Source organism: Bacillus sp. NEAU-CP5 (assembly GCF_026420705.1).
In the GTDB taxonomy this organism is placed as follows: domain Bacteria; phylum Bacillota; class Bacilli; order Bacillales; family Bacillaceae; genus Bacillus; species Bacillus velezensis.
Window position 1 is genome coordinate 846,385 of sequence record NZ_JAPMOV010000001.1, and the last position, 23,419, is coordinate 869,803.

General features: G+C 45.3%; 25 protein-coding genes and 1 other annotated feature. Of the genes, 3 read left to right on the forward strand and 22 right to left on the reverse strand.

Translation table 11 applies throughout. The features are described from left to right. Window positions 1-6: 6 nt before the first annotated feature. The 8 genes from spx to OTK50_RS03685 form a co-directional block, all read right to left on the reverse strand. Complete coding sequence (gene spx / locus OTK50_RS03650; RefSeq protein WP_003155034.1) at window positions 7-402, reverse strand: transcriptional regulator Spx; 396 nt, start codon at window positions 400-402, stop codon at window positions 7-9. 178 nt (window positions 403-580) lie between these two features. Next, window positions 581-1,159: a GNAT family N-acetyltransferase gene (locus OTK50_RS03655; protein ID WP_007409110.1), complete on the reverse strand. Its 579-nt coding sequence runs from the start codon at window positions 1,157-1,159 to the stop codon at window positions 581-583. 108 nt (window positions 1,160-1,267) lie between these two features. Then, window positions 1,268-2,464 carry a putative glycoside hydrolase gene (locus tag OTK50_RS03660; protein ID WP_266121831.1) on the reverse strand — a complete coding sequence of 399 codons (1,197 nt, stop codon included), beginning with the start codon at window positions 2,462-2,464 and terminating at the stop codon, window positions 1,268-1,270. Between the two features lie 106 nt (window positions 2,465-2,570). Then, on the reverse strand, window positions 2,571-3,488 hold the full coding sequence (gene oppF, locus OTK50_RS03665; protein ID WP_266121832.1) for an oligopeptide ABC transporter ATP-binding protein OppF: 918 nt from the start codon (window positions 3,486-3,488) through the stop codon (window positions 2,571-2,573). Then, window positions 3,481-4,557 (reverse strand): ABC transporter ATP-binding protein, encoded by a 1,077-nt coding sequence (locus tag OTK50_RS03670; protein WP_003155039.1) that lies wholly within the window; start codon window positions 4,555-4,557, stop codon window positions 3,481-3,483. The genes oppF and OTK50_RS03670 overlap by 8 nt, the downstream gene beginning before the upstream one ends. A gap of 12 nt (window positions 4,558-4,569) precedes the next feature. After that, the gene (gene oppC, locus OTK50_RS03675; protein WP_130571169.1) at window positions 4,570-5,487 is read right to left on the reverse strand and encodes an oligopeptide ABC transporter permease OppC; all 918 of its coding nucleotides are present in this window, start codon (window positions 5,485-5,487) and stop codon (window positions 4,570-4,572) included. A gap of 3 nt (window positions 5,488-5,490) precedes the next feature. Next, complete coding sequence (locus OTK50_RS03680; protein ID WP_014417417.1) at window positions 5,491-6,426, reverse strand: ABC transporter permease; 936 nt, start codon at window positions 6,424-6,426, stop codon at window positions 5,491-5,493. 104 nt (window positions 6,427-6,530) lie between these two features. Beyond that, on the reverse strand, window positions 6,531-8,165 hold the full coding sequence (locus OTK50_RS03685; protein WP_069013066.1) for a peptide ABC transporter substrate-binding protein: 1,635 nt from the start codon (window positions 8,163-8,165) through the stop codon (window positions 6,531-6,533). A 476-nt stretch (window positions 8,166-8,641) separates the two neighbouring features. Continuing rightward, window positions 8,642-8,853: a binding site (T-box leader), on the forward strand. A 55-nt stretch (window positions 8,854-8,908) separates the two neighbouring features. On the opposite strand from OTK50_RS03685, the gene trpS reads away from it, so the two are divergent. Then, window positions 8,909-9,901 (forward strand): tryptophan--tRNA ligase, encoded by a 993-nt coding sequence (gene trpS, locus OTK50_RS03690; RefSeq protein WP_044802808.1) that lies wholly within the window; start codon window positions 8,909-8,911, stop codon window positions 9,899-9,901. A 33-nt stretch (window positions 9,902-9,934) separates the two neighbouring features. Here the strand turns inward: trpS and OTK50_RS03695 are convergent, their stop codons facing one another. From OTK50_RS03695 to OTK50_RS03735, 9 genes are all read right to left on the reverse strand, one after another. Next, window positions 9,935-10,687 carry a YjbA family protein gene (locus OTK50_RS03695; protein ID WP_007409116.1) on the reverse strand — a complete coding sequence of 251 codons (753 nt, stop codon included), beginning with the start codon at window positions 10,685-10,687 and terminating at the stop codon, window positions 9,935-9,937. Window positions 10,688-10,834: 147 nt separating this feature from the next. Next, complete coding sequence (gene opp4C, locus OTK50_RS03700; RefSeq protein WP_082997834.1) at window positions 10,835-11,749, reverse strand: oligopeptide ABC transporter permease; 915 nt, start codon at window positions 11,747-11,749, stop codon at window positions 10,835-10,837. Between the two features lie 20 nt (window positions 11,750-11,769). Beyond that, window positions 11,770-12,720 (reverse strand): ABC transporter permease, encoded by a 951-nt coding sequence (locus OTK50_RS03705; protein ID WP_003155051.1) that lies wholly within the window; start codon window positions 12,718-12,720, stop codon window positions 11,770-11,772. A gap of 66 nt (window positions 12,721-12,786) precedes the next feature. Next, complete coding sequence (locus OTK50_RS03710; protein WP_015417208.1) at window positions 12,787-14,415, reverse strand: peptide-binding protein; 1,629 nt, start codon at window positions 14,413-14,415, stop codon at window positions 12,787-12,789. Window positions 14,416-14,492: 77 nt separating this feature from the next. Then, window positions 14,493-15,482 (reverse strand): ABC transporter ATP-binding protein, encoded by a 990-nt coding sequence (locus OTK50_RS03715; protein WP_007610590.1) that lies wholly within the window; start codon window positions 15,480-15,482, stop codon window positions 14,493-14,495. Further along, window positions 15,479-16,465, reverse strand: coding sequence for an ABC transporter ATP-binding protein (locus OTK50_RS03720; RefSeq protein ID WP_029325950.1), 987 nt, complete (start codon window positions 16,463-16,465; stop codon window positions 15,479-15,481). Before OTK50_RS03720 ends, OTK50_RS03715 begins: the two co-directional genes overlap by 4 nt. 173 nt (window positions 16,466-16,638) lie before the next feature. Further along, on the reverse strand, window positions 16,639-17,424 hold the full coding sequence (locus OTK50_RS03725) for a DUF2268 domain-containing protein (RefSeq protein WP_029325951.1): 786 nt from the start codon (window positions 17,422-17,424) through the stop codon (window positions 16,639-16,641). Between the two features lie 82 nt (window positions 17,425-17,506). Further along, window positions 17,507-18,745, reverse strand: coding sequence for a beta-ketoacyl-ACP synthase II (gene fabF / locus OTK50_RS03730; protein ID WP_007610580.1), 1,239 nt, complete (start codon window positions 18,743-18,745; stop codon window positions 17,507-17,509). 22 nt (window positions 18,746-18,767) lie between these two features. Continuing rightward, window positions 18,768-19,706 carry a beta-ketoacyl-ACP synthase III gene (locus OTK50_RS03735; protein ID WP_007409122.1) on the reverse strand — a complete coding sequence of 313 codons (939 nt, stop codon included), beginning with the start codon at window positions 19,704-19,706 and terminating at the stop codon, window positions 18,768-18,770. Window positions 19,707-19,873: 167 nt separating this feature from the next. Between OTK50_RS03735 and OTK50_RS03740 the strand changes: the two genes are divergently transcribed. Then, on the forward strand, window positions 19,874-20,092 hold the full coding sequence (locus OTK50_RS03740) for a hypothetical protein (RefSeq protein ID WP_007409123.1): 219 nt from the start codon (window positions 19,874-19,876) through the stop codon (window positions 20,090-20,092). A 28-nt stretch (window positions 20,093-20,120) separates the two neighbouring features. Here OTK50_RS03740 and OTK50_RS03745 read toward each other — a convergent pair whose 3' ends face one another. The 4 genes from OTK50_RS03745 to OTK50_RS03760 all read right to left on the reverse strand — a co-directional run bounded on the left by OTK50_RS03745 (window position 20,121) and on the right by OTK50_RS03760 (window position 22,751). After that, entirely contained in the window at window positions 20,121-20,312 is a 192-nt protein-coding gene (locus OTK50_RS03745; RefSeq protein WP_003155061.1) for a ComZ family protein, read from the reverse strand. A 12-nt stretch (window positions 20,313-20,324) separates the two neighbouring features. Then, window positions 20,325-21,278, reverse strand: a complete 954-nt coding sequence (locus OTK50_RS03750) for a BMP family ABC transporter substrate-binding protein (protein ID WP_007610578.1) — start codon at window positions 21,276-21,278, stop codon at window positions 20,325-20,327. A gap of 89 nt (window positions 21,279-21,367) precedes the next feature. Then, the gene (locus OTK50_RS03755; protein WP_224224176.1) at window positions 21,368-21,934 is read right to left on the reverse strand and encodes a hypothetical protein; all 567 of its coding nucleotides are present in this window, start codon (window positions 21,932-21,934) and stop codon (window positions 21,368-21,370) included. 82 nt (window positions 21,935-22,016) lie between these two features. Further along, window positions 22,017-22,751: a hypothetical protein gene (locus OTK50_RS03760; protein WP_007610576.1), complete on the reverse strand. Its 735-nt coding sequence runs from the start codon at window positions 22,749-22,751 to the stop codon at window positions 22,017-22,019. A 259-nt stretch (window positions 22,752-23,010) separates the two neighbouring features. On the opposite strand from OTK50_RS03760, the gene OTK50_RS03765 reads away from it, so the two are divergent. Further along, window positions 23,011-23,196, forward strand: a complete 186-nt coding sequence (locus OTK50_RS03765) for a YjzD family protein (protein WP_003155069.1) — start codon at window positions 23,011-23,013, stop codon at window positions 23,194-23,196. 36 nt (window positions 23,197-23,232) lie between these two features. Here the strand turns inward: OTK50_RS03765 and OTK50_RS03770 are convergent, their stop codons facing one another. Next, window positions 23,233-23,412 (reverse strand): YjzC family protein, encoded by a 180-nt coding sequence (locus OTK50_RS03770; RefSeq protein WP_003155070.1) that lies wholly within the window; start codon window positions 23,410-23,412, stop codon window positions 23,233-23,235. Window positions 23,413-23,419: the final 7 nt, after the last annotated feature.

Sequence of the window (23,419 nt, forward strand, 5' to 3'; positions counted from 1 at the left end):
CTTATATCAGTTGGCAAGACGCTGTGCTTCTCTTAATTGGAAAGAACGCACTTTTCTTGGCAGGAATCGTCTGATTTCATCTTCGTTATAGCCGACTTGCAGACGTTTTTCATCAATGATGATCGGACGGCGGAGCAGTCCCGGATGCTCATTGATTAAAGTATATAAGTCTTGAAGCGGCATAGATTCAACATTTACGTTCAGTTTCTGGAATACTTTAGAACGGGTAGAGATAATTTCATCCGTACCGTCTTCAGTCATACGCAGAATCTGCTTGATCTCATCAATTGATAACGGCTCGGAGAAAATGTTTCTCTCTACAAAAGGAATCTCGTGCTCTTCAAGCCAAGCTCTTGCTTTTCTGCATGACGTACAGCTAGGTGATGTGTATAATGTAACCATTAATCTTCACTCCTCTAATTAGTAGGATGAACATGTTTGTATTCTCAAATTGAAATAACTTTAAAAAAGGAATCTTTATAGGTATTATACTATAAAAAAGTAAGTGTGAACAGTCTCCTGAGAAAAAAATGTGTCAATCCGGCAAATTTACGGCTGGCGGATGTTTCCCCATTCTCAATTAGCTCAGCTGATCGAAAATGTTTTTTCGTTTTTTCTCATCAATGACTTTGAGAACTTCATCCGTTTTTTCGTATGATTCTCCGTACCATTTTTCATCTTTATAAGTGTGAATGTTTTCATATGTCTGTTTCATTGCTTCAAACATTTCTTCTTCTGATTCCGTCTTAGGTGACCAGTACAGAATCTCCATTTTGTTCACTTCATTCGTAGCCAATGACCGGCGCCGATACCCGATTGACTGCGCGTGCTTGAAATGCTCTCTTTGATAAAAACGCAAGCGTTTCTGTGTATCCGTGTCATCCTCGTCAACAGGCTCCACCTCAAGCAGAATCGGCTTGTTTTTCTTTTTCAGCCTGCCGATCAGCTTGCTTCCGAGGCCTTGTCCTCTGGATTTCTTTGACACAAACAGGTAATCAATAAAGATGAAAGAGTCAAATTCCGCATACATCAGCACGTGGTACTGCCCCTCTTCTTTATGATAAACATCGCTTTGCTCCTTTAACAGAGCTTCCATATGCGCTTTTGATTTCATTTCTTCAATCGGAAAATATTCACTCAGCTTTTCGTACCAGTTCATTCATTTGCTCCTTATGGGTTCGTTGTCTTCACACTTTTAGATATACCCCATTTCCGATTGTTTAAACAATCTTACATCTATTAAGACGTGTGATCCTTTAACATGGTTTCAATTTTTTAAAAATGGTGTGTAATCGACGTTTTTGGTATAACGGTTTGCCGCGTCCCATAATAAAAATTCGTCAATTCCTTCATCATGCAGCGCTTTAACCTGGTCTTCCACCTGGCGTTTCCCGTACTTTTGATAATTTCCGCTGCCGAGATATGATGCCGTGAAGTCCTGAAGCCACGGACGCGATACAGGCGGGTGTTTCAGCTTAGACAGTTTTTTATTTTCCACCTTCGCGTATTCTTTGACGACTTTGTAAGGCTCAAGATCCGGTTTATCAATGCCGAAATAGCTTGTCCAATGGCTCGGATAAATCATGGATGAAATGACATCGACCTGTTCTGAAATTTTGCTGAAATTCTGGCCGATCCCAGGCGCTTCCGGCAGCGTGGCTGAATAGCCGAAAATATCAACCGACACATCCGCACCGTACGGCTTGAGTTTTTTCTTCGCATAACCGACAAAATCGGTGACGGCATGAACGCGTTTTTGCACATTGCTGTCTGCTGTTTTTCCGTAATCGCCGTGACCGTATGTCAGTTCGTCATCACGTTTTTCAAATCCTTCAGGAAAACGGACATAATCAAACTGAATTTCTTGAAAACCCATCTTTACGGCTTGTTTTGCAATCTTTACATTGTAATCCCATACTTCTTTCATAAACGGATTGACGAACGATTCGCCGCGGCCGTTTTTCCAGACACTTCCGTTTTTTTCTTTAAAGGACCACTCCGGCTTTTTGTTCGCGAGTTCGCTGTCTTTAAATACGACAATACGCGCGATCGGATAGATCTTTTTTTCCTCCAGCTTTTTCATCATCTTTTTTGGGTCTTTGATGTACGGCTTGGCGATTTCGGCATACTCAGAATGGCCGTCCGGCTTAAAGGTGAGGTTTCCGTTGTCATCCTTGACATCAATCACCATTGTATTGAGTTCCGTTTTGTCCACAAAGTCTGTCAGCTCCCCGAATTTGCTTCCTCCCGCTGAATGCCCTGTGACGTAAATGCCCCGCACCTTATCAGGATGTGAAAAATGCAGCCCTGACGGATAAGCGAACCGTGCATTTGATTTCGGCAGTTCTTTTTCGGCCAGCGCTATTTTTACAAGCGGCTGCTCCTCTTTCACAGTGGCGTGGGCCGGATAAGCGGCTGCACTGATAAACAGTCCCGCACAAATGGCGCACAAAATGGTTTTCATACTGATCTCCCCCTTTTTTTCCATTATAGAAAAACGGGAGCAGGCTTAATAAACTTGAATGTGCGCAAAAAAATCCTCCAAGACTGAGTCTTGGAGGTTGATAGGTTTATAGGTAGGTTTTAAATTCATCTTCAGTGCACATGACAAAATGTCCCGGTTTCACTTCTCTAAATTCCATTTTTTCTCCTTCTTGGAGTTGATGAACTGCCGGATCGTATTTCTTTCGCGTGCGATTTCTTTCATAGTCCGGATCAGGGAGCGGGATAGCGGACAGCAATGATTTCGTGTATGGGTGAAGCGGGTTTTCGTAAAGCTCATCCGCCGGCGCAAGCTCCACCAATTTTCCGAAATACATGACGCCGATGCGGTCGCTGATGTATTTGACCATTGATAAATCATGGGCTATAAACAGGTAAGTGAGCCCTTTTTCTTTCTGCAATTCTTTCATTAAATTGACGACTTGCGCCTGAATGGAGACATCAAGCGCCGAAATCGGTTCGTCCGCGATGATAAACTCCGGATCAACCGCCAGCGCTCTGGCGATTCCGATACGCTGTCTCTGTCCGCCCGAAAATTCATGCGGGTAGCGGTTGGCGTGCTCTTTATTTAAACCGACCGTTTCCAGCAGTTCGTGAACCCGCTGCATCCGCTCTTTTTTCGTTTTTGCCAGGCGGTGAATATCTATTCCCTCGGCAATAATGTCGGCGACTGTCATTCTCGGATTTAAAGATGCGTACGGATCCTGGAAAATCATCTGCATTTTCCGGTTAAACTCCAGCAGCTTCTTGCGGGATTTTTTCCCGTGCACATTTTCCCCGTTAAAGAGAACTTCCCCGTCGGTTGCCTCATACAGCCGGATAATACTGCGGCCCGTCGTTGATTTACCGCAGCCCGATTCTCCGACAAGGCCGAGCGTTTCGCCTTTATAAATATCAAATGACAAATCATCTACGGCTTTTACCGTTCCTTTTTGCGTGAAAAAATGCTGTTTTAAGTGTTTGATTTCGAGAAGCTTCTCAGTCATTTTTTTCACCTTCCTTCATTAAAACAGGATGCTGATACGTATTCGGAAGCTGACGGATTTTAGCCTTCACCGCTTCAGGCGGCTCGACCTTAGGTGCATCAGGATGCAGAAGCCACGATTTCACAAAATGCGTATCAGACACTTTATACATCGGCGGTTCCTGTTCAAAGTCGATTTTCATCGCATATGAGCTGCGGAGCGCAAATGCATCCCCTTTCGGAGGATTCGTCAGATCAGGCGGCGTGCCCGGGATGGCCGTCAGTTTTTCCTGATCGGTGCTGTCCAGGCTAGGCATTGAGGCAAGCAGTCCCCACGTATACGGATGGCGCGGATCATAAAAGATTTCATCCACCGTACCCGATTCGACGACCTGACCTGCGTACATGACGGCGACCCGGTCGGCGACATTGGCGACAACGCCGAGATCATGCGTGATAAAAATGATAGACGTATCAATTTTCTTTTGCAGATCTTTCATCAGCTCAAGGATCTGTGCCTGAATCGTCACATCAAGCGCTGTTGTCGGTTCATCGGCAATTAACAGCTTCGGATTTGCCGCAAGCGCCATCGCGATGACGACACGCTGTCTCATCCCGCCTGAAAATTCATGGGGGAATTGGCCGATCCGTTTTTCAGGCATCGGAATCCCGACGAGATCAAGCAGCTCTATGGCGCGCTTTTTCGCCGCTTCACTTGAGATTTTTTCATGTTTGAAAAGCACTTCCGTAATTTGTTTGCCGACTCTCATCGTCGGGTTCAGAGAGGTCATCGGATCTTGGAAAATCATTCCGATGTCCTTTCCTCTGATGGCCTGCATTTCTTTTTCAGACATCGGCACGATATCTCGTCCGTCAAAAAGAATCTGTCCTCTTTTAAAGTAGCCCGGCGGCATCGGGATCAGTTTCATAATCGCTTGGGAGGTCACACTTTTTCCGGAACCCGACTCCCCCACGATCGCCAGCGTCTCTCCTTTATTCAAATGGAAATTCACGCCGCGGATTGCCTGTACCTCTCCGCCGTATGTTTTAAATGAAATGGCTAAGTCTTTTACTTCTAGCAAGCGTGTCACTCATATCACTCCTTATTTGCGTAACTTAGGATCCAGCGCGTCTCTTAACCCGTCGCCGACAACGTTAAAGCCGAACATCGCCAGGCAGATAAAGCCGGCAGGGAAGAACAGACGCCAAGGGTAATAGGTTAATGCAGGCAATCCGTCTGAGGCCATCGTTCCCCAGCTCGCAAGCGGCGCAGGTACGCCGAGGCCCAAATAACTTAAAAACGCTTCTGTAAAAATCGCCGTCGGAACCGTCAGTGTCATCGTTACGAGGATAGATCCCATCGCGTTCGGGACGATATGCTTAAACAATAGCCGGCCAGTTTTGGCGCCGAGTGTCTGTGAAGCAAGCACATACTCCTGATTCTTTAATTGCAGCACCTGTCCGCGGACGATTCTCGCCATATTGATCCAGCCCGTGATCGTCATGGCGACGATAATGGTCAGCAATCCTTTCGGCAGGACAACCATCAGCAAAATAACCATTAATAATGAAGGAACAGCCCACAGAATGTCGGCGATGCGCATCATCACTTCATCTGTGCGTCCGCCGCGGAATCCGGAAATGCTGCCCCAGATTACGCCGATTAATAAATCAAGCACGGCAGCTGCGACACCGATAAATATGGAAATCCGCGCGCCTACCCATGTCCGGACGAATATATCCCTTCCAAGGTCATCCGTGCCGAACCAATGATCTTTCGACGGCGCTTTATCCGCATTTAATAGATTGGTAGTGGCATAATCATACCTTGAAAAGACAGGCGCAAAAATCGCCATCAGAATAATAAGTACGATCATTACGAACCCGACCATCGCAAGCTTATTGCTGCGGAAGCGGAGCATGGCGTCTTTCCAGAGGGAAAGGCTTTTTTTATTTATTTTTTCGGCATCGCCGGCATTAGCTGAAGCTGGTTCAAACATATTTTTAGGAATGTTCTGCATGGTCTAGGCTCCTTTCTTTGCTTTGGAAAGCTTGATTCTCGGATCGATTAATCCGTACAGCACGTCAACAATTAATACGCATAAAAGCAGGAGCACGCTGAAGAACACGGTAACTCCCATAATGACCGTATAATCACGGTTTGTAATGCTGTTTACAAAATGCGCGCCTAAACCGGGAATTCCGAAAATGGATTCAATGATGAAACTTCCCGTTAAAATGGATGCCGCCATCGGTCCCATATATGTCACGACCGGCAAAAGCGCATTTCGAAGCGCATGGCGCACGGTGACTGACGGACGGGAAAGTCCTTTAGCTTTTGCAGTCCGTATGTAATCGCTGTTTAACACTTCAATCATGCTTGAACGGGAGAGTCTGGCAATGAACGCCATCGGCATGGAAGCGAGCGCAATAGAGGGCAGAAAGGTGTATGCCCAGGATTCCCACCCTGCGACCGGGAACAGTTCTAATTTAATTGAGAAAATATATTGCAAAATCGTCGCCAATATAAAGCTCGGAACTGAGATCCCAAAGATCGTTAAAATCGCAATGGTATAATCCTGCCATTTATTATGGTACAGGGCAGCAAGCACCCCGAAAAGCACACCGAACGCTAAAGCGAGGAGAATAGCTTCTGCACCGAGAGTGAATGAGACGGGGAAGCCTGAATTGATTAAATCATTAACACTTTGGCCTTTATATTTAAAAGAAGGTCCGAAGTCCCACATCGCCACAGATTTTAAGTAGCTGGCATATTGAACGAAAAGAGGCTTGTCCAGGCCATAGTGTTCGTTTAAGTTTGCCTCAATTTCAGGCGGCAGCTTTCTTTCGCCGGAAAATGGTCCGCCCGGCGCTGCCTGCATTAAGAAGAATGTGGCGGTCACAATCACAAACAATGTGATGATCATGTAAATGAATCGTTTACCGATATATTTCAGCAAGGTGAACACCTCCATGTTTTTTACAATTTTATACTTAATCAGTAAGAAAGGTATATGGGGACATCCTCCCCATATACCTGGTCTTTTGTTTTCAGAACCGTCTTTTATTCAAAAGAAGCGTTTCTGAAGTAAACTTCGCCTGTTCCTGTCAAGATCACATTTTTGAGGTTTTTATCCTGCACCCAAGGATCCGTATAGAAATAAACTGGCGCGACCGGCATTGCGTCAATAAAGATCTTTTCTGCTTTTTTCAGCTCTTCGATACGTTTATCCGGATCCGTTTCAAGCTGAGATTGGTTCAGCAGCTTTTTAAACTCAGGATCTTCCCATCCGGTATCATTGTTTCCGCCTTCTTTATCACGGAACAATTCAAGGAAGTTGATCGGATCGTTGAAATCGCCGAGCCAGCCCATACGCGCGATTTGGTAGTTCTGGCTGTGCAGCTTGTCGATGTAAACATTCCATTCGGAGTTATCAAGCTCAACTTTGACGCCCAAGTTCTTTTTCCACATTTCCTGTACGGCCTGCGCGATTTTCGCATGCGCGTCATCCGTATTGTAGGACAGTTTGATCGCCGGAAGGTCAGAGGCATTCTTGACGCCTAATTCCTTCAGTCCTTTATTTAAGAATTCTTTAGCTGATTTGACGTCATTGTCTTTGAAATAACCTTTTGTGTTATCCTTGAATCCCTTCATTGACGGCGGCACCGCAGCCATGGCCGGGATTTGTTCGCCCTGCGTTACATTTTTCACGATGGACGAGCGGTCGATCGCATAAGCAAGGGCTTTACGGATGTTGACATTGTTCAGCGGTTTCTCTTCTGTGTTGAATTTGTACCAATACACGCCTGCGATCGGTTCAACGTGAAGAGATCCGTCTTTTTTCAATGTCGGCAGAGATTCAGTCGGAAGCTGGCCGAGCGGCATTCCTGCCCAGTCAAGCTCACCGGCCTGGAATTTTTTAAGTTCGGTATTGTTATTGTTAATCATCACCATGTTGATTTTCTTCAATTTCACAGCGTCTTTATCCCAATATTGATCGTTCTTTTCGAGCGTGATGGAACCGCTGTGTTTCCAGGCCGTCATTTTGAACGGGCCGTTTGACACATAATTTTCGCCCGCGTTTGTGTTCCAGTTTTTATGTTTTTCCGCGATTTTCTTGTTGATCGGCATATACGTATAGAATGAAGTTAATTGCGTGAAATAAGGTGTCGGGTTATTCAGTTCAACCTTTAATGTTTTGTCATTTACGGCTTTTACGCCTACATCATCAATCTTGCCTTTTCCTGTATTGGCAGCTTCAGCGCCTTTGATGTAGTAGAGCTGATAAGCGTATTGTGATTCGTTGTTCGGGTCAAGCGCCCATTTCCACGCATATTCAAAATCCTGCGCCGTCACAGGGTCGCCGTTAGACCATTTCGCACCGTCACGAATCGTAAATGTATAGGTCTTTCCGTCTTTGCTTGTTTCAATTTTAGATGCCATTCCTTCTTCAGGCTCACCTTTGGAGTTTACGCGTGTCAATCCTTCAAAAGTCTGGCGGATTACGCCTCCTGAAACGGAATCATTCGCTAAACCAGGATGCAGTGAGAACGGCTCGGTTTTAATATTGATATTAAGTGAAGTCTGTCCTTTGGTGTCTTTTTTACCGCCGCCTGATCCGCCGCTGAATCCGCCGCACGCACTTAATACAAGCGAAAAGATAAGCATCAAACCTACAATAGACCAACGCTTTTTCATGCACTAACCCCCTAATCAAATTTTTCAGCCTTTACTACTAAATACTCAGAAATATCAGACAAAATAACTTAATATTTTTCTAAACTTTAATTGTGTTCCGTCTTTTCTGATTATTTTATGTAAAGAAGCTGTAACAATAGAGTGAACAAGTTCATTATAATGAAATGAATAATTTATTGCAATACTATTTTCTCAATTTAAAATATTTAAATTTGGTCAGTTTTTCTGTCAAAAAGGTGATACACTTCTATAGTTTAAAGCATGACCTAACTAAATTTTTTTATTGCAATTTCCAGTTCATATTGCTTTTTACATATAATATTCGTTATACGAAATGTTGATATACGTTATCATTTAAGCATTTTCAGTTCTTTTTGAGGATTTCCATCCCTTAAGCAAACTGGAAATAAGCTTGTATTCCTCTGATGACATTTGGCTATAATTGATTTATAATAGATCAATCAAATACATTTGTTGTGATTGCGATGATGAAGAATAGTACACATTTTCATCCGTTTGAAGAGAGTCTGCGGTGCTGGGAGCAGGTAACGGGCAATGTGGAATGGACTTCTGAGCAGCTGACCGAACGTTAGTAGGCCCAGCCGGAGCAGCCTCCGTTACCAACGTCTCGAGCGATTCCATTGTAATGGAATAATCAGGGTGGCACCACGGTTCATTCGTCCCTTTTTTCTACGGGAAGAATGGGCTTTTTTTATTATGTTTTAAGAAATGAGGTAAGAACTATGAAGAAAACGATTTTTTCTGGCATTCAGCCGAGCGGTTCCGTTACCCTCGGCAACTACATCGGCGCAATGAAACAATTTGTCGATTTGCAGCATGACTACAACGGCTACTTCTGCATTGTCGATCAGCATGCGATAACGGTGCCGCAGGATCGGCTTGAACTGCGGAAGAACATCCGCAATCTCGCGGCTCTTTACGTGGCCGTCGGACTTGACCCCGAGAAAGCGACCCTCTTTATCCAGTCGGAGGTTCCCGCTCATGCCCAGGCGGGGTGGATGCTCCAATGCGTCGCATATATCGGCGAGCTTGAGCGGATGACGCAATTTAAAGATAAGTCAAAGGGCAAAGAAGCCGTCGTGTCAGGACTGTTAACCTATCCGCCGCTGATGGCCGGCGATATTTTACTGTACGGAACGGATCTTGTTCCGGTCGGAGAAGATCAAAAACAGCATCTTGAACTGACCCGCAACCTGGCGGAACGCTTTAATAAAAAATACAATGACATCTTCACGATTCCTGAGGTGAAAATTCCTGAATCAGGCGCGCGCATCATGTCACTGGCTGATCCTCTCAAAAAAATGAGCAAATCAGATCCGAACCAAAAGGCATACATCACGCTGCTTGATGAGCCGAAGCAGCTCGAGAAGAAAATCAAGAGCGCCGTGACTGATTCTGAAGGCATTGTAAAGTATGATAAAGAAAACAAACCGGGCGTTTCTAATCTTTTGACGATCTATTCTATTTTAGGAAACACATCAATTGAAGAATTAGAGGCTAAATATGAAGGCATAGGGTACGGTGAATTCAAAAGCGATTTAGCCGAAGTCGTTATCGGCGCATTGACACCGATCCAAGAGCGCTACCGTGAATTAATTGAGAGCGACGAGCTTGACCGCATTCTCGACGAAGGAGCGGCGCGCGCAAACAAAACGGCCGGCAAAATGGTGAAGAAAATGGAAAATGCCATGGGTCTCGGACGGAAAAGAAGATAAAGAAAAGAGGCGGGAGAATCCCCGCCTCTTTTTTTAGTTCACTTTTGATTCCTGCTCCATTTCCCAAAGCTTTTCGAAAAACGGCTGCCCTTTAATCAAATTTTCACAGAACGCAAGATGTTTATCTGACCAGCCTTCAATTGTTTCATTGTAAAGCATGTCCCAGATCTCTTCAAAGCTCATCCGTTTGATCTGCTCATACATATGCGGATTCCATTCCGTGTACCAATACACAATTTCCGCACGGTTTTTCAGCCCTTTCAGCTGGTCGAGCGCCATAAACATCAGCTGCTTGATCTGCCGCTCTTTTCTCGTCAGCCCTCTGACATGCTCCGGCGCCAATGACAAAATGTGATATTCCTTTGAAGACTCCAATTGCGCCGGCTCAAATTGAAACGATTCCGGTTCTACATCCTTTACCATTTCATAAACAAGCTGCTCCTGTCTCGGAATCAGGCGGCTTTTTCTGACCGGAATGGTATACCCGATCGTATCCACGGCAATGATGCCGATCCCGTCTGTCACGACAAAACAATACTCCAGCTTTGTCCGCTCATGATTTTTTCGCACGTATGACTTTTGGTGGACTTGGTCAAGCAGCTCTTTCGGAAGCTCTGATAAGTCGTTTTCTATGTAATGAAATAATACCGACGGCACTCTGAGCAGCGGCGTCTGATCCAAAAGCTCAACCGTGTCTTCCTTCCGCCATTCGTGAAAATGGCATACATTGTAGCCGTTTTCTTCCCCTTCAAACCAATTGACCCATACATCATGAAGAAATAACATATTCGACCCCTCACTTTATAAAAACTGTTGTCCACAGTATAGGCAAGGGATAGATAAATTATTCCATTTCGATATGAGATTTCCGCAATACGGAACTGGATTTCCGACTGCATTGCAACAAAAAAATCTCCCGTTCCGTCCGGGAGATCATTTCACATTTTTCGGATCAAGCGCATCACGCAGCCCGTCACCGACAAAGTTAAAGCACAATACGGTAAGAAGGATCAACAAACCCGGGAATAACGGGTACCACCAAGCCTGAATCATAAGCGTAAAGTTCTGTGCATCCTGAAGCATATTGCCCCAGCTTGCGATCGGCGGCTGAATCCCGAAACCGAGATAACTTAATGTAGATTCCGCCAAAATAACCGTTCCCACCTTTAATGTGGCTGAGACAATAATCGGTCCGAGCGCATTCGGCAATATATGAGAAAAGATGATGTGATGATTTTTTGTACCGATCGTCTTTGCAGCTAATACAAACTCTCTGGAACGAAGCGATAAAAACTCCCCTCGGACAAGACGTGCCGTTGTTGTCCAGCCTGTAAGGGAGAAAATTAAAATTAATTTATCCATTCCGGGCTGAAAAATCGTAACAAGTGTAATAAGCAAAAATATATCAGGTATGGATAATACGATATCAACGGTTCTCATGAGAACGGCATCGACAATCCCTTTAAAATATCCGGCAACGGCTCCGACAACTGTCCCGATTGTAATCGCGCCGATCACAGAAGCGAATCCGACAAGCAAGGAGACGCGCGCCCCGTACAGAACCCTCGTAAAGATGTCTCTTCCGAATTTATCAGTTCCCATTAGATGTTTTAAGCTCGGCGGCTTCAAACGATTGATAAGAGATTGACTCTCCGGAGAGTAAGGAGCGATTACCGAAGCGAATAAGGCTGACAAGATGATGATGGTTAATATAACGGCTCCGATTACAGCTAGTTTATTTTGAAAGAACTTTTCGAAAAAAATCTTCGCCATTGTTTCCGGTTTGGATTGAATATTTTCCTTTAATTTTACTTCGCTGGGGGGTGTGCCGGTATTTGGCTGTAACATTTGACTCTCACCTCTCTTTGTTAATATTCAATGCGGGGATCAACCAGCGCATATAAGATGTCCGCAATTAAATTCCCCACCACAACCAAAACAGCTGAAATGACCGTCATGGCCATGATAACCGGATAATCCCGCGAAAAGGCTGAATCAATAAACAATTTGCCGAGACCCGGCCAAGTAAAAATCTGTTCTACCACTACCGCTCCCCCGATAAATGACGGTATCATCAGACCAAAAATAGTGATGACAGGAAGAAGTCCGTTTCTCAAACCGTGTTTAAAAATCACTTTATTATCTCGGAATCCTTTCGCACGCGCCGTTCGTATATAATCCTGTTTTAACACATCAAGCATACTGGATCTTGTGTATCTCGTTATCCCTGCCATGTCTGCCGTGGCGAGCACAAAAGCAGGCAGAATCAAGTGATGCAATCGGTCAAATATGTTAAAGTCAGCATTCAAAGTGCTTACTCCGCCAGTGGGAAACCACCCCAGATTTACAGATAAAACCATAATTAAAATCAAACCGAACCAAAAATTCGGAATGGCAAGCCCTAAAAATGAAGTAACAGTTATCCCGTAATCCAATTTTGAATAAGGACGTTTCGCTGACAGAACACCAAATGGAATAGAAATCAGAAGAGCGACAAGGGTTGAGAAAAGCATTAGCACAATCGTATTCGGTAAACGGGATAAGATAAGTTCAGAAACTGGAGTGCCTTTCTTGACGATAGAAGTCCCGAAATCCCCTTGCAGCATATTCCCCAGCCATTTCACATATTGAACAGGTTCCGGATCATTCAACCCATATTTTTCAATGAATTTAGCCCTGTCCGCTTGACTGATTGTAGGGTCCATCATAAGTGACATCGGATCTCCCGGCGCTGCTTTCATGATGGCAAACGACAAAATTGTAATGCCTAAGAGAATCGGCAAGGACATTAATGTTCGCCGTAAAATATATGTAACCATATTCTTGTCCCCTTTTTAAATAGGATAAGAGAGGAAAGGAACCTCCTTCCCTCTCCAGGGCTTTTGCTATTTTTGATCCAGCCACCATTTTTCAATATTGTACAAGTCATTTTTAGGATGGAATACATAGCCTTGTAAATTATTCGGCATCGCTCTGTGGTAATTGTAATAGAATAAGAAGCTGTACGGCTGATCTTCAGCAATCAATTTGTATATCTCTTCATATTTCTTTTGGTATTCTTTTCTGTCTGTAATTGTCTTCGCTTCTTCAAGCAGCTTATCGACTTTCGGGTTTTTATACCAGATATTATTCAGCCCGTTTTTCGATTGGCTTGAATGGAAAATAGAGAACTGATCCGGGAACGTTGCAAGACTCCATCCGAGAAGAAGAGCGTCATAATCCCAATTAGGGGCACTTGTCTGTTCGATTAACGCACTGAATTCAACAATTCGCGGTTTAGCCTCAATTCCCACTTCTTTTAGTTGCTGCTGAACGACAACAGCTAAATCTTCACGAATTTTATTGCCTTGATTCGTTTTAATTTCAAACGAGAATTTTTTTCCGTCTTTATCAAGGTAGCCGTCACCGTCATGGTCTTCCCATCCGGCTTCTTTTAGCAGCTGCTTTGCTTTTTTCGGATTATAATCAAATGTCGGCACTTTAGACTTCGGATAATTCCATGACAGCGGACTCTCAGGAACATCCGCTACCTTACCGTCTCCGTTCAGCACTTGATCCACCATTGCCTGCCTGTCAAGAGCGTAAGTCAATGCCTGACGCACTTTTTTGTCTTTAAAGATCTCTTTTTTCTCATTCCAGCCGATATAGCTGTAGTTTAAGCCAAGGTCAGATTTGACCTTCACATTTCCAAACGTTTTAACCGTATCAAAATCTGTGCCCGGCACAACGAAGAAATCAATATCCCCCGCTTTTAACTGAGCCACGGCAGCGTTAGAATCAGGTATTGTTTTTACTGTAACTGTATCAAGGTAAGGTCTGCCGCCAAAGTAATCATCATTTGCTTCCAGTTTGACGTACTCGCCCTTTTTCCACTCAACAAACTTAAACGGACCGGAGCCGATTGGATTTTTACGGTTAAATTCATTCTCTCCCAGATCAGCAACCGGGACCTTACCCAATATATGTTTAGGCAAAATGCCGTAACTGTCGAGAACGACATTATAGAAATAGGCATCTTTTTTCTTCATTTTAAACTGAATTTCATATTTTCCTTTTTTCGTTACGGATTTAAGGGACTCAAAACCCGAGCCACGCTCACCGTTGTAATCTTTGTTAAGAGGGATGCTGTAGGTGAAAACAACATCATCGGCCGTCAGCTCTTTTCCATCATGGAATTTAACGCCTTTTTTCAGTTTTACATCATACGTTAATCCCCCGTCAGCTTCTGTTACTTTTTCAGCCAGCGACGGCTTGACGTTTAATTTCTCATCAGTTTCCAATAATGTACTGTAAAGCATTCCTTCAATATCAGAACTTGCAACATCGGTAGAATAAAGTGGATTAAAAAGTGTGGGTTCCCCGGTTGACCCGACAACCAAATCTCCGCCTTTTTGCGGTTTTCCTGCCGGTTTGGATTCGGTGCTTGTGGATTTTGAGCCGGAGCAGGCTGACAGGAAGATGGCGAGCGCCATAAAAACACTTAGCATCATCAGTGCGCTTTTACGTAATTTCATATCAATTCCCCCTTTGTGATATATATGCAGCAAACTGGTTATGTAATCCGGCATACCCCCTCTCGATGCTTGTCATTTCAGGCATATAAATGGCAGGCGACGTAATGGCCGGGAGCGGCTTCTTCAAATGCCGGGATTTGTTCCTTGCAGATCGGTTTGGCCATCGGGCACCGCGTGTGGAACACGCAGCCTTTCGGTGGGTTTGCCGGGCTTGGCAGTTCTCCTTTCAGGATGATTCGTTCCCGCTTGACGGCGTCTTTTTTTCTCGTGACGGGCACTGAAGACAAAAGCGCTTGCGTATAAGGGTGAAGCGGATTGCCGTACAGCTCGTGTTTATCGGTCAGCTCCATCATTTTTCCCAGATACATGACGCCGACTCTGTCGCTGATATGGCGGACAACACTCAAATCATGAGAAATAAACAAATAGGTCAGGTTGAATTCTTCCTGCAGTTCTTCCATCAGATTGATGACCTGGGCCTGAATGGAGACATCGAGTGCAGAAACGGGTTCATCCGCAATAATCAGCTCGGGATTCAACGTCAGAGCCCGCGCAATCCCGATCCGCTGGCGCTGCCCCCCGGAAAATTCGTGCGGATAGCGGTTTGCAAAGCTCGGATGAAGGCCGACTTTCGCCAGCAGCTCCTCCACTCGCTCGTTCCGCTCGCTCATGCTGTACATATGGTGAGTCTGGAACGGCTCTTTAATAATGGAACGCAGCGTTTTCCTCGGGTTAAGGGATGCGAAGGGATCTTGGAAGACCATCTGGATGTTTTTGCGGACGCTTTTTCTCAGCTTTTCTTCAGATAAGCCCGAGATATCCTGACCCTTAAAAAGAATCCGGCCGTCTGTCGGCTTGTATAAACGGATCATCGTCCTTCCCGCCGTTGATTTGCCGCATCCTGATTCACCGACGATGCCGAGCGTCTCCCCGCGCTTCAGTGAAAAAGAAACGCCGTCAACAGCCTTTATATCACCGACTTTCCTTTGAAAAAAACCGGAGCGGATCGGGAAATATTTTTTTACGTCTTTCAGCTCTAAAATCGTTTCTTGGCCTGCAGCTGTCATTTTGATTGGGCACCCTCTTCCTCATATAAAAAACATCTTACAGAACGGCCGCTTTCATGCGTTATCAGCTCCGGCTGCCCTGTTTTGCATTTGTCCATCGCTTTTGAACACCTCGGGGCGAATCGGCAGCCTTCCGGAAGATTATCCGGTGTCGGGACACTGCCTTTGATCGCTTTTAATGTATCAATCTCTCCATCTATCACCGGTATGGAGTTTAACAGCCCTTCGGTATACGGATGAAGAGGGTTTAAAAATAAGTCCTCCACACTCGCGCTCTCTACGACTTGTCCGCAGTACATCACGATCACCCTGTCGGCGGCTTCGGAAACCACACCTAAATCGTGAGTGATCAGCAGAATGGAAGTATCGAATTTTTTGCAGAGGTCTTTCATCAGCTCCAATACTTGGGCTTGTATCGTCACATCAAGCGCCGTCGTCGGCTCATCAGCGATCAGAAGCTTCGGATTGCAGCTGAGCGCAATGGCGATCATCACCCTCTGTCTCATCCCTCCGGAAAGACGGTGCGGATATTCTTTCATCACTTGTTCCGCTCTGGAGAATCCGACGAGCTCCAGAAGCTCAACGGCTTTTTTAGCCGCTTCTCTTTTATTCATTTTTTTATGGTATTCAAGCACCTCGGTAATTTGTTCGCCGATGGTCAGCACCGGATTCAGGGAAGTCATGGGCTCCTGAAAGATCATAGAGACGTCATTTCCGCGGATTTTGCAATATTCGTTTTCGGTGAAGGAGGCCAGGTCCCTGCCTTCAAGCTTAATCGAGCCGTCCATAATTTTTCCGCCCGAGCCTTGGACAAGTCCCATAATAGAAAGCGAGGTGATGCTTTTGCCCGAGCCGGATTCTCCTACAAGAGCGACGGTTTCGCCTTTGTTAATGTGAAAATCAACCCCGTCGACTGCGGGGATCGGCTGTTTCTTTCTGAAAAAATAGGTCTTTAAATTATTCACTTCTAATAGTGTGCTCATGATACGCCCCTTTCTCATTCCGCTGAAGCAGAGGGAAACATACGTTTCGCTATCACAAAATATAGAATAGTCGAAAAATTTTATAGTTGTATATTATTACATCATTATTACAAAAGCAAGAATTTTTTAGGATAAATGTAATATCCTTAAATAATTTCCATTCTTTTAATCTATTAATGCGTTGCCTCCAGAAAGGTTTTTGAAGGGATGGCCAATGCTTCTTTTACTGTTTTTTGATGGTCGGTTAAATATTTTTTTACTATATTGAATCCGACAGCATAGCCGAGCATTGAGGGGAAGTATCCTTTTCCGTATAACAGCTGGGAAAACATTCTGCTGTCTCTCGTTAAGCGGAGGTTCGGCTTGACTCTTTTTTCAAACAGAAAATCAAGCTGCTCAGGCGTATAGTAGGACGTCCATTCCGCCGTAAGACTTGAGCCGAACCGCTCATATACAGCATATTCTGCCAGCCCCTCCATCATGATTGTATCAAGAAATGTCTCATCTTTTTCGTCCTTTGTCACATGTTCTAACCGGCAGACGTGATTATATTCATGTGTCATAAGGGCGGATACAGCTGAATTGGAACTATCCGACGATAGAAAGAGGAACATTTTGTCCCGAAAGGCCAGACCGGATTTTGATCCGAATTCCTGACGGATTTTCCGGTTTCGTTCATCCACGGGCAAAACTACGATCGGCACGTCCGGCCCGTTCCACTTCTCCTTTAAATAGGCTTCCTCCTTTTGAATATGACTGTAGCATCCTTTTTCTTTCAGCCGTTTACTGGTCCTAACGCCATCCTTCAAATGGCGGAACATGCCGTGGTTTTGCAGCATCCCGAGTATCGGCTTCCACTCTTTCTTATCGGCCCCTGAAAAAAGCGGCAAAAGATGCGGGGCCAGATCATTTACGGATGCCGCCTTTTCCATCCATTGATATGTCTGCTTGACGCTCATACCGGTTCGCCTCCTCTTGTTGTTATCATATGCACGCACAAAAAAACCGGCCACCTTTTTCAGGCAGCCGGTCAAAACTGTACTATTGATATTTTTTAAAGATCAGAGTGGCATTATGTCCGCCGAAGCCGAGCGAGTTGCTGAGAACGACGTTGACATCCTGCTCGCGCGCTTTGTCCGGTACATAATCTAAATCACACTCTTCATCAGGTGTTTCGATGTTAATCGTCGGCGGGATAATGCCGTCTTTAATGGCCATGACGGAGAAGATTGCTTCAATTCCTCCGGCAGCGCCTAACAAATGACCCGTCATTGATTTTGTCGAACTGACGGCAAGCTTGTACGCATGATCACCGAAAACGGTCTTAATGGCTTTTGTCTCGTATTTATCATTGTAGTACGTGCTTGTCCCGTGAGCGTTGATGTAATCAATTTCTTCAGGCTTGATGCCCGCATCTTTGATTGCTTCCTGCATCGCTCTCGCACCGCCTTCCCCGTCTTGGGCAGGCGCGGTAATGTGGTAGGCGTCACCCGTTGAGCCGTAGCCGACAATTTCCCCGTAGATTTTCGCACCGCGGGCAAGGGCATGCTCCAGCTCTTCAAGCACGATGATCCCCGCGCCTTCTCCCATGACAAAGCCGTCACGGTTTTTATCAAACGGGCGGCTTGCCGTTTTCGGATCAGGATTTGTAGAAAGGGCTTTGTTTGCACTGAAGCCTGCAAATGACATTCTTGTCAGCGGCGCTTCTGTTCCGCCCGTAATCATCGCATCGGCATCGCCGCGCTGAATGACTTTAAACGCGTCACCGATAGAGTTCGTTCCCGTCGCACATGCCGTCACCGTACAGGAGTTGACTCCTTTTGCTCCGAGAGCGATTGAGATTTGGCCTGTCGCCATATCAGGAATCATCATCGGAACAAAGAACGGGCTGACCCTTCTCGGCCCTTTTGTCAGGAAGATTTCGAATTGGGATTCAAGCGTTTCAAGACCGCCGATTCCGGACCCGACCCAAACGCCGACTCTCGGCGCGATCTCGTCTGTGATGTTAAGACCGGCATCTTGAACGGCCATTTTCGCGGCTACGACAGCGTATTGCGTGAAGCGGTCCATTTTTCGCGCTTCTTTTTTATCCATGTGATTTTCAATATTGAAATCTTTCAGTTCAGCAGCTACTTTCGCCGGATACTCGTCCGATTCCACACGTGTGATCGGTCCGATTCCGGATACGCCGCCGATTGCATTTTTCCAGCTTGTTTCGGCGTCGTTTCCAAGCGGAGACAGGGCTCCAAGCCCTGTAACGACTACTCTTTTTTTACTCATCTTGTGTGCACCTCACTTTTTTTTATCGTCCCCAGCGTATTGCTATGGCGCCCCATGTCAATCCTCCGCCGAAACCGACCATGACGATGACGTCGCCGTCTTTAATTTTGCCTGCTTCCAGTTCCTCTACTAATGAAATCGGAATGGATGCTGCGGATGTGTTTCCATATTTATGGACTGTTTTAGACATCTTTTCAACCGGAAGCTCCAAACGTTCCCGTGCCGCTTCCATGATGCGGATGTTTGCTTGATGCGGAATCAAAAAGTCTACGTCCTCTTTGGAGAGGCCGGCTTTTTCAATGACATTTACACTCGATTCACCCATTTGCCGGACGGCGAATTTGAATACTTCTCTTCCATGCATGATTGTATGCCCTTTTTCATCTAAGTACAAGTGCTGACCGCCTGTACCGTCTGCTCCGAGCTCAAATGACAGTATGCCTCTGTCGTCGCTGACCGGTCCGATGACCGCCGCTCCGGCTCCGTCTCCGAACAGCACAGCCGTATTGCGGTCGTCCCAGTCGGTAATGCTTGAGAGCTTTTCCACGCCGACCACGAGGACATGTTTGTATGTTTGCGATTCAATGAATTGTTTGGCGGTTACGATACCGTACATAAAACCCGCACACGCGGCGCTGATATCCATCGCGCACGCTTTTTTGGCCCCGAGCTTCTCTTGTATCATACAGGAAACGGTCGGGAAAGACTGGTCAGGAGTAACCGTCGCCACGAGGATCATATCAAGCTCCTCAGCGGAAATGCCGGCCTGATCAAGCGCTTTTTGCGCAGCCTCAGCGGCCATGCCGGATGAATACATATCTTCCGCGGCGATTCTTCTTTCTTCTATACCTGTTCTCGTACGAATCCACTCGTCCGATGTATCTACCATTTGTTCAAGATCATGATTTGTCAGCACTTTTTCCGGGATGTAACGGCCGACGCCAAGAATTCCAGCTTTCATTGGAAAAGACTCCTTTTTTATAATGAATTTAAAACTAATTAGTTATGATCAATTATTAGTATCAGGTACTAATTCTACCCTATTTTTTTTCTGTTGGCAATATATTCGTCTAAACTATCGGACGCTGCTCCTCATAGAATAAAAGAAAGACGAAAGGAGGCTTCACTATGGATATTTTCTCCAAAATGATGTTCGGCGATTCCAGAGACCGGGATAAAGAACCGGAAGAAAACCCGGAGCAGCCTCAGGCTGAAAACGAAGAAGAAATCGATTACAACCACGTGATGAATCAGCTGGGGTCCATCATGAACTCTCTGGATCAATTAAAGCCCGTATTTAAAGACTTCGCGCCGATGGTGTCCGCTATAAAGAAAAAAATCATGTGAAAAGCCACTTCATGAAAAGTGGCTCTCTTTATTTATTCAGCTCCCCGGCATCAGATCTGCCAAGCTCATACGCTTCCGCCATGACCGATGTAAACAGGTCCATAAACGGCTGAATCATTTCCATAGACAGATCTATGCCGGATTTCTCAAGCTCCGCCTTTGCTTCCGGCAGGTATTTCATCGCGATCTGCATAAATTCAAGAGACTTTTCATGCTGCATGTGTATCCACCTCTATTCATTTGACGGCAGTTCATTTGTTCGGTTATACGTTTTTACAAGGTCTGAGATTTTGTCTTGAAATGCTTTGTCCACCAGAGGGCTGAACGTCCCCATTTCAACGACTCCTTCCCTGAAATCAAAGTTGTGATCTCCGCTCTTGAGCGTACCTTTATTATATTGCTCGGCAATTAATGTATAGGCTTTATCTACGTTTTGCACCGTGCTTGTCAGCACCGTGTTTTTGCCGAGATTCGATTGCTCGGCGACATAGCCGATGGCGTAAAGCCCGTCTTTTTTGATTTGCTGAATGACAGGAACATTATACCCGTCTCCGGCCGGATATACAACATCCGTGCCTTCCGCTTTTAACTTTTCGTAAAGATGCAGCGCTTCATTGCCGTTATCCCAGTGGTCCGTAAATTCAGTATTGACGGTGATATCGGGTTTTTCATATTTCGCCCCTTTGATAAAGCCGTCTACTTCAGGCTGCCACAAAAAGGAGGCGATGACGCCTACCTCATTGGTTTTTGACATATGGGCGGCCGTCATTCCCCCGAAAAAGCCCATTGCTTCACCCATAAGGTGAACGCTTGTGACATTATCGCTTTTCGCCGTTCCGTTTGCGACGACGAATTCCATGTCGGGATAATCCTTGCTGATCATATTGAAGATTTCCTCGTATTCATTTCCGTGCCCGTATAAAAGATTGACTCCTTTTTTATGAAAATCATCTATCGCTTTTAAAATATCTTCATCGGATCTGATATTTTCTTTATAATAAACGTCAACGTTAAATTCAGATTGTATCGCTAATAAACCTTTGTAACCTTTTGTGCCCCATACCAAGTCACTGATGGTATCGGGAAAAAGCATTCCGACCTTCTCAATTTTTCCTTTAAACGGAGTTTGTGCGCATCCGCTCAATAAAAGGAGGAGAGAAAAGATCATGACAAGCCTGGTGATCAAGCCATGTTCAACCCCTTTTCAAACTCATAACATATATAATTGATATACGTTTATTGTAGCGGTAATGCACATAACATGGAAGGTATTTCTTAAAAATTGTCGAATATTGATGAAAATTGTCTTTTCCACTCTTGAATTTTTTCTTCCGCTTCCGTTTTTTGCGTTTTTTCTTTTATTTCCAGGGTAATAATCTGATTTTCGTCTTCTGTGCCGTCAGCCTCAAGCTGATTCATCAGCCCGCAGACTGCGTCTTCTAAAAAGATCCTGCTCTCGCCATCTTCTTTTGCTTCCGTCCATGGACCGTAAAGGGGAGGAAGAATAATCGCTTTTGCCGTATCCCGCTGACCGTTTTTTTTCCAGTCTCCGTGATCCTCACTGTAAACAATCCAATAAAAAGGCTCAGCCCTTTCTTCAGGCAGACACCCGCTCCCGTATTGAACGCAGATACGATCGTATTCCTTTTCACCGATTTCATCTATTATTTGAAAAAGCCCGTTTCTCGCGAGCCACATTAAACGTTCTTCTAAATACAGCTGCCTCGTTTTGTCCTCCGGTTCTGCCAAAATGACATCGACATGCACACCCTCATCCATCAACCGTTCGCACAATGAAAGGCCGAGAAATTCATCTGCTCCAATGATCAGCGCTGTCTTCATCACATCTGCCGCCTTTCCGGTTTTTCATTCGCACACAAGCCAAACAGCCCTCTGAAAAGAGATGGCTGTTGTATTCTATTCATTACAAGTCTTTTTCATGACTGCGGAAAAACCGGCAGATGGCTCTGTACATACGCGCAGGGTTCTCAAGCAGGTGATACGTGATATCAGTCTTGCTTCCGGTCTTTTCCCGGGCTTCTTTATACGCGTTCGCATGCAGGGTGTACGGGTACGGCGCTCCGGTCGTTCTTTGCCATATATGTACCGGCACGCGGGTGCGGCAGCCGGTAATGGTCTGATAGCTCAGTGAGCTTGCCTCTTTTTCAGAAACACCGAAGCTTTGTGCCGTTTCCCTCAGAAACTGCTTATAAAAAAACTTATTTTCTTTCTCTGATTCAAAATGGGCTTGAAGATCAAGACAAGGATCTAACATTGCGGCTGAACGGATATGCTCCGGTGAAGACTGCAGCAATTGATCGGCGATAAGGGCGCCCATGCCTTCTGCGAGCAAGTGTATTTTCGGATTGAGGGTTTCTTGTTTCAGCACATAATGCATCAGTTGTCTGGCGTAAAGGACGGCTTTTTCCGAACCCCAATGCCGTCCGTATAAATTGCTGTTAAAAATGGTGTACCCTCTGTCAAGCAGCACATGTAACAGCTGCTTTCTCCCTTCATGTTCGAGCCAAAAGCTTGAGTCCCGGCTGACAAAGTGGGTTCTGTCCCCCAGAATAAAGATACAGAAGCCGTTCGGCCGATACGGCAGATGGATGACGTTCAGCTCAGATCCGAATTGGAAAAATCTTTCCGTAATCCCCATGCCTGCCCGCCTCCTTTTACTCCTAATCTCTCTATTGGCTATCATATGTAAGAAGAATGAAAACGGATCGGATAAACTCCTATTTGCTGCTATGTTTTGGCTATTATCCCAAGCACAGGAACCGAATTTTCCTTCAGACGGCGGGACAGGCGGGCACATGTCAGTTTCAGGCGCGCTTTTGATGAGAAAATGACCTTCCGCCCGCGCTTTATGTATGGTATGATACAACGTAGAATAAAATGAAGGACGAGGTGGAAACGTGCGGTTTATTATCGGTTTTATTTGGACGTTCCTTTTAACACATATGGCCTGTTATTTGGTCGCCTCCATGAACAGCGCGGCGTACAATTTCAAGCAATCATCCGTTATTGCCGTGGTTATTGCGGTGCTAGTCTTTGTTCTTGCGGAGATCATGCCTGTCAAACAGGATGCAAACCAGCATTAAATAAAAAAACCTGCTATTCAGCAGGTTTTTTTGTGTTCACGGTTTTCGTTGATACGTCCACAATCTGTTATGGTTTGAAGTTTCAGGGAACATTTCTCCCACCGTAAGCTTGATTTTTTGCGGGTTTTTGACCATGCTTCCCGTTTCGCCGATTTCAACGTACACACCGTTATTCGGCGCTTTTTGTCCCGGGCGGAATTGATGCTGCTGTCCCACGTCATTT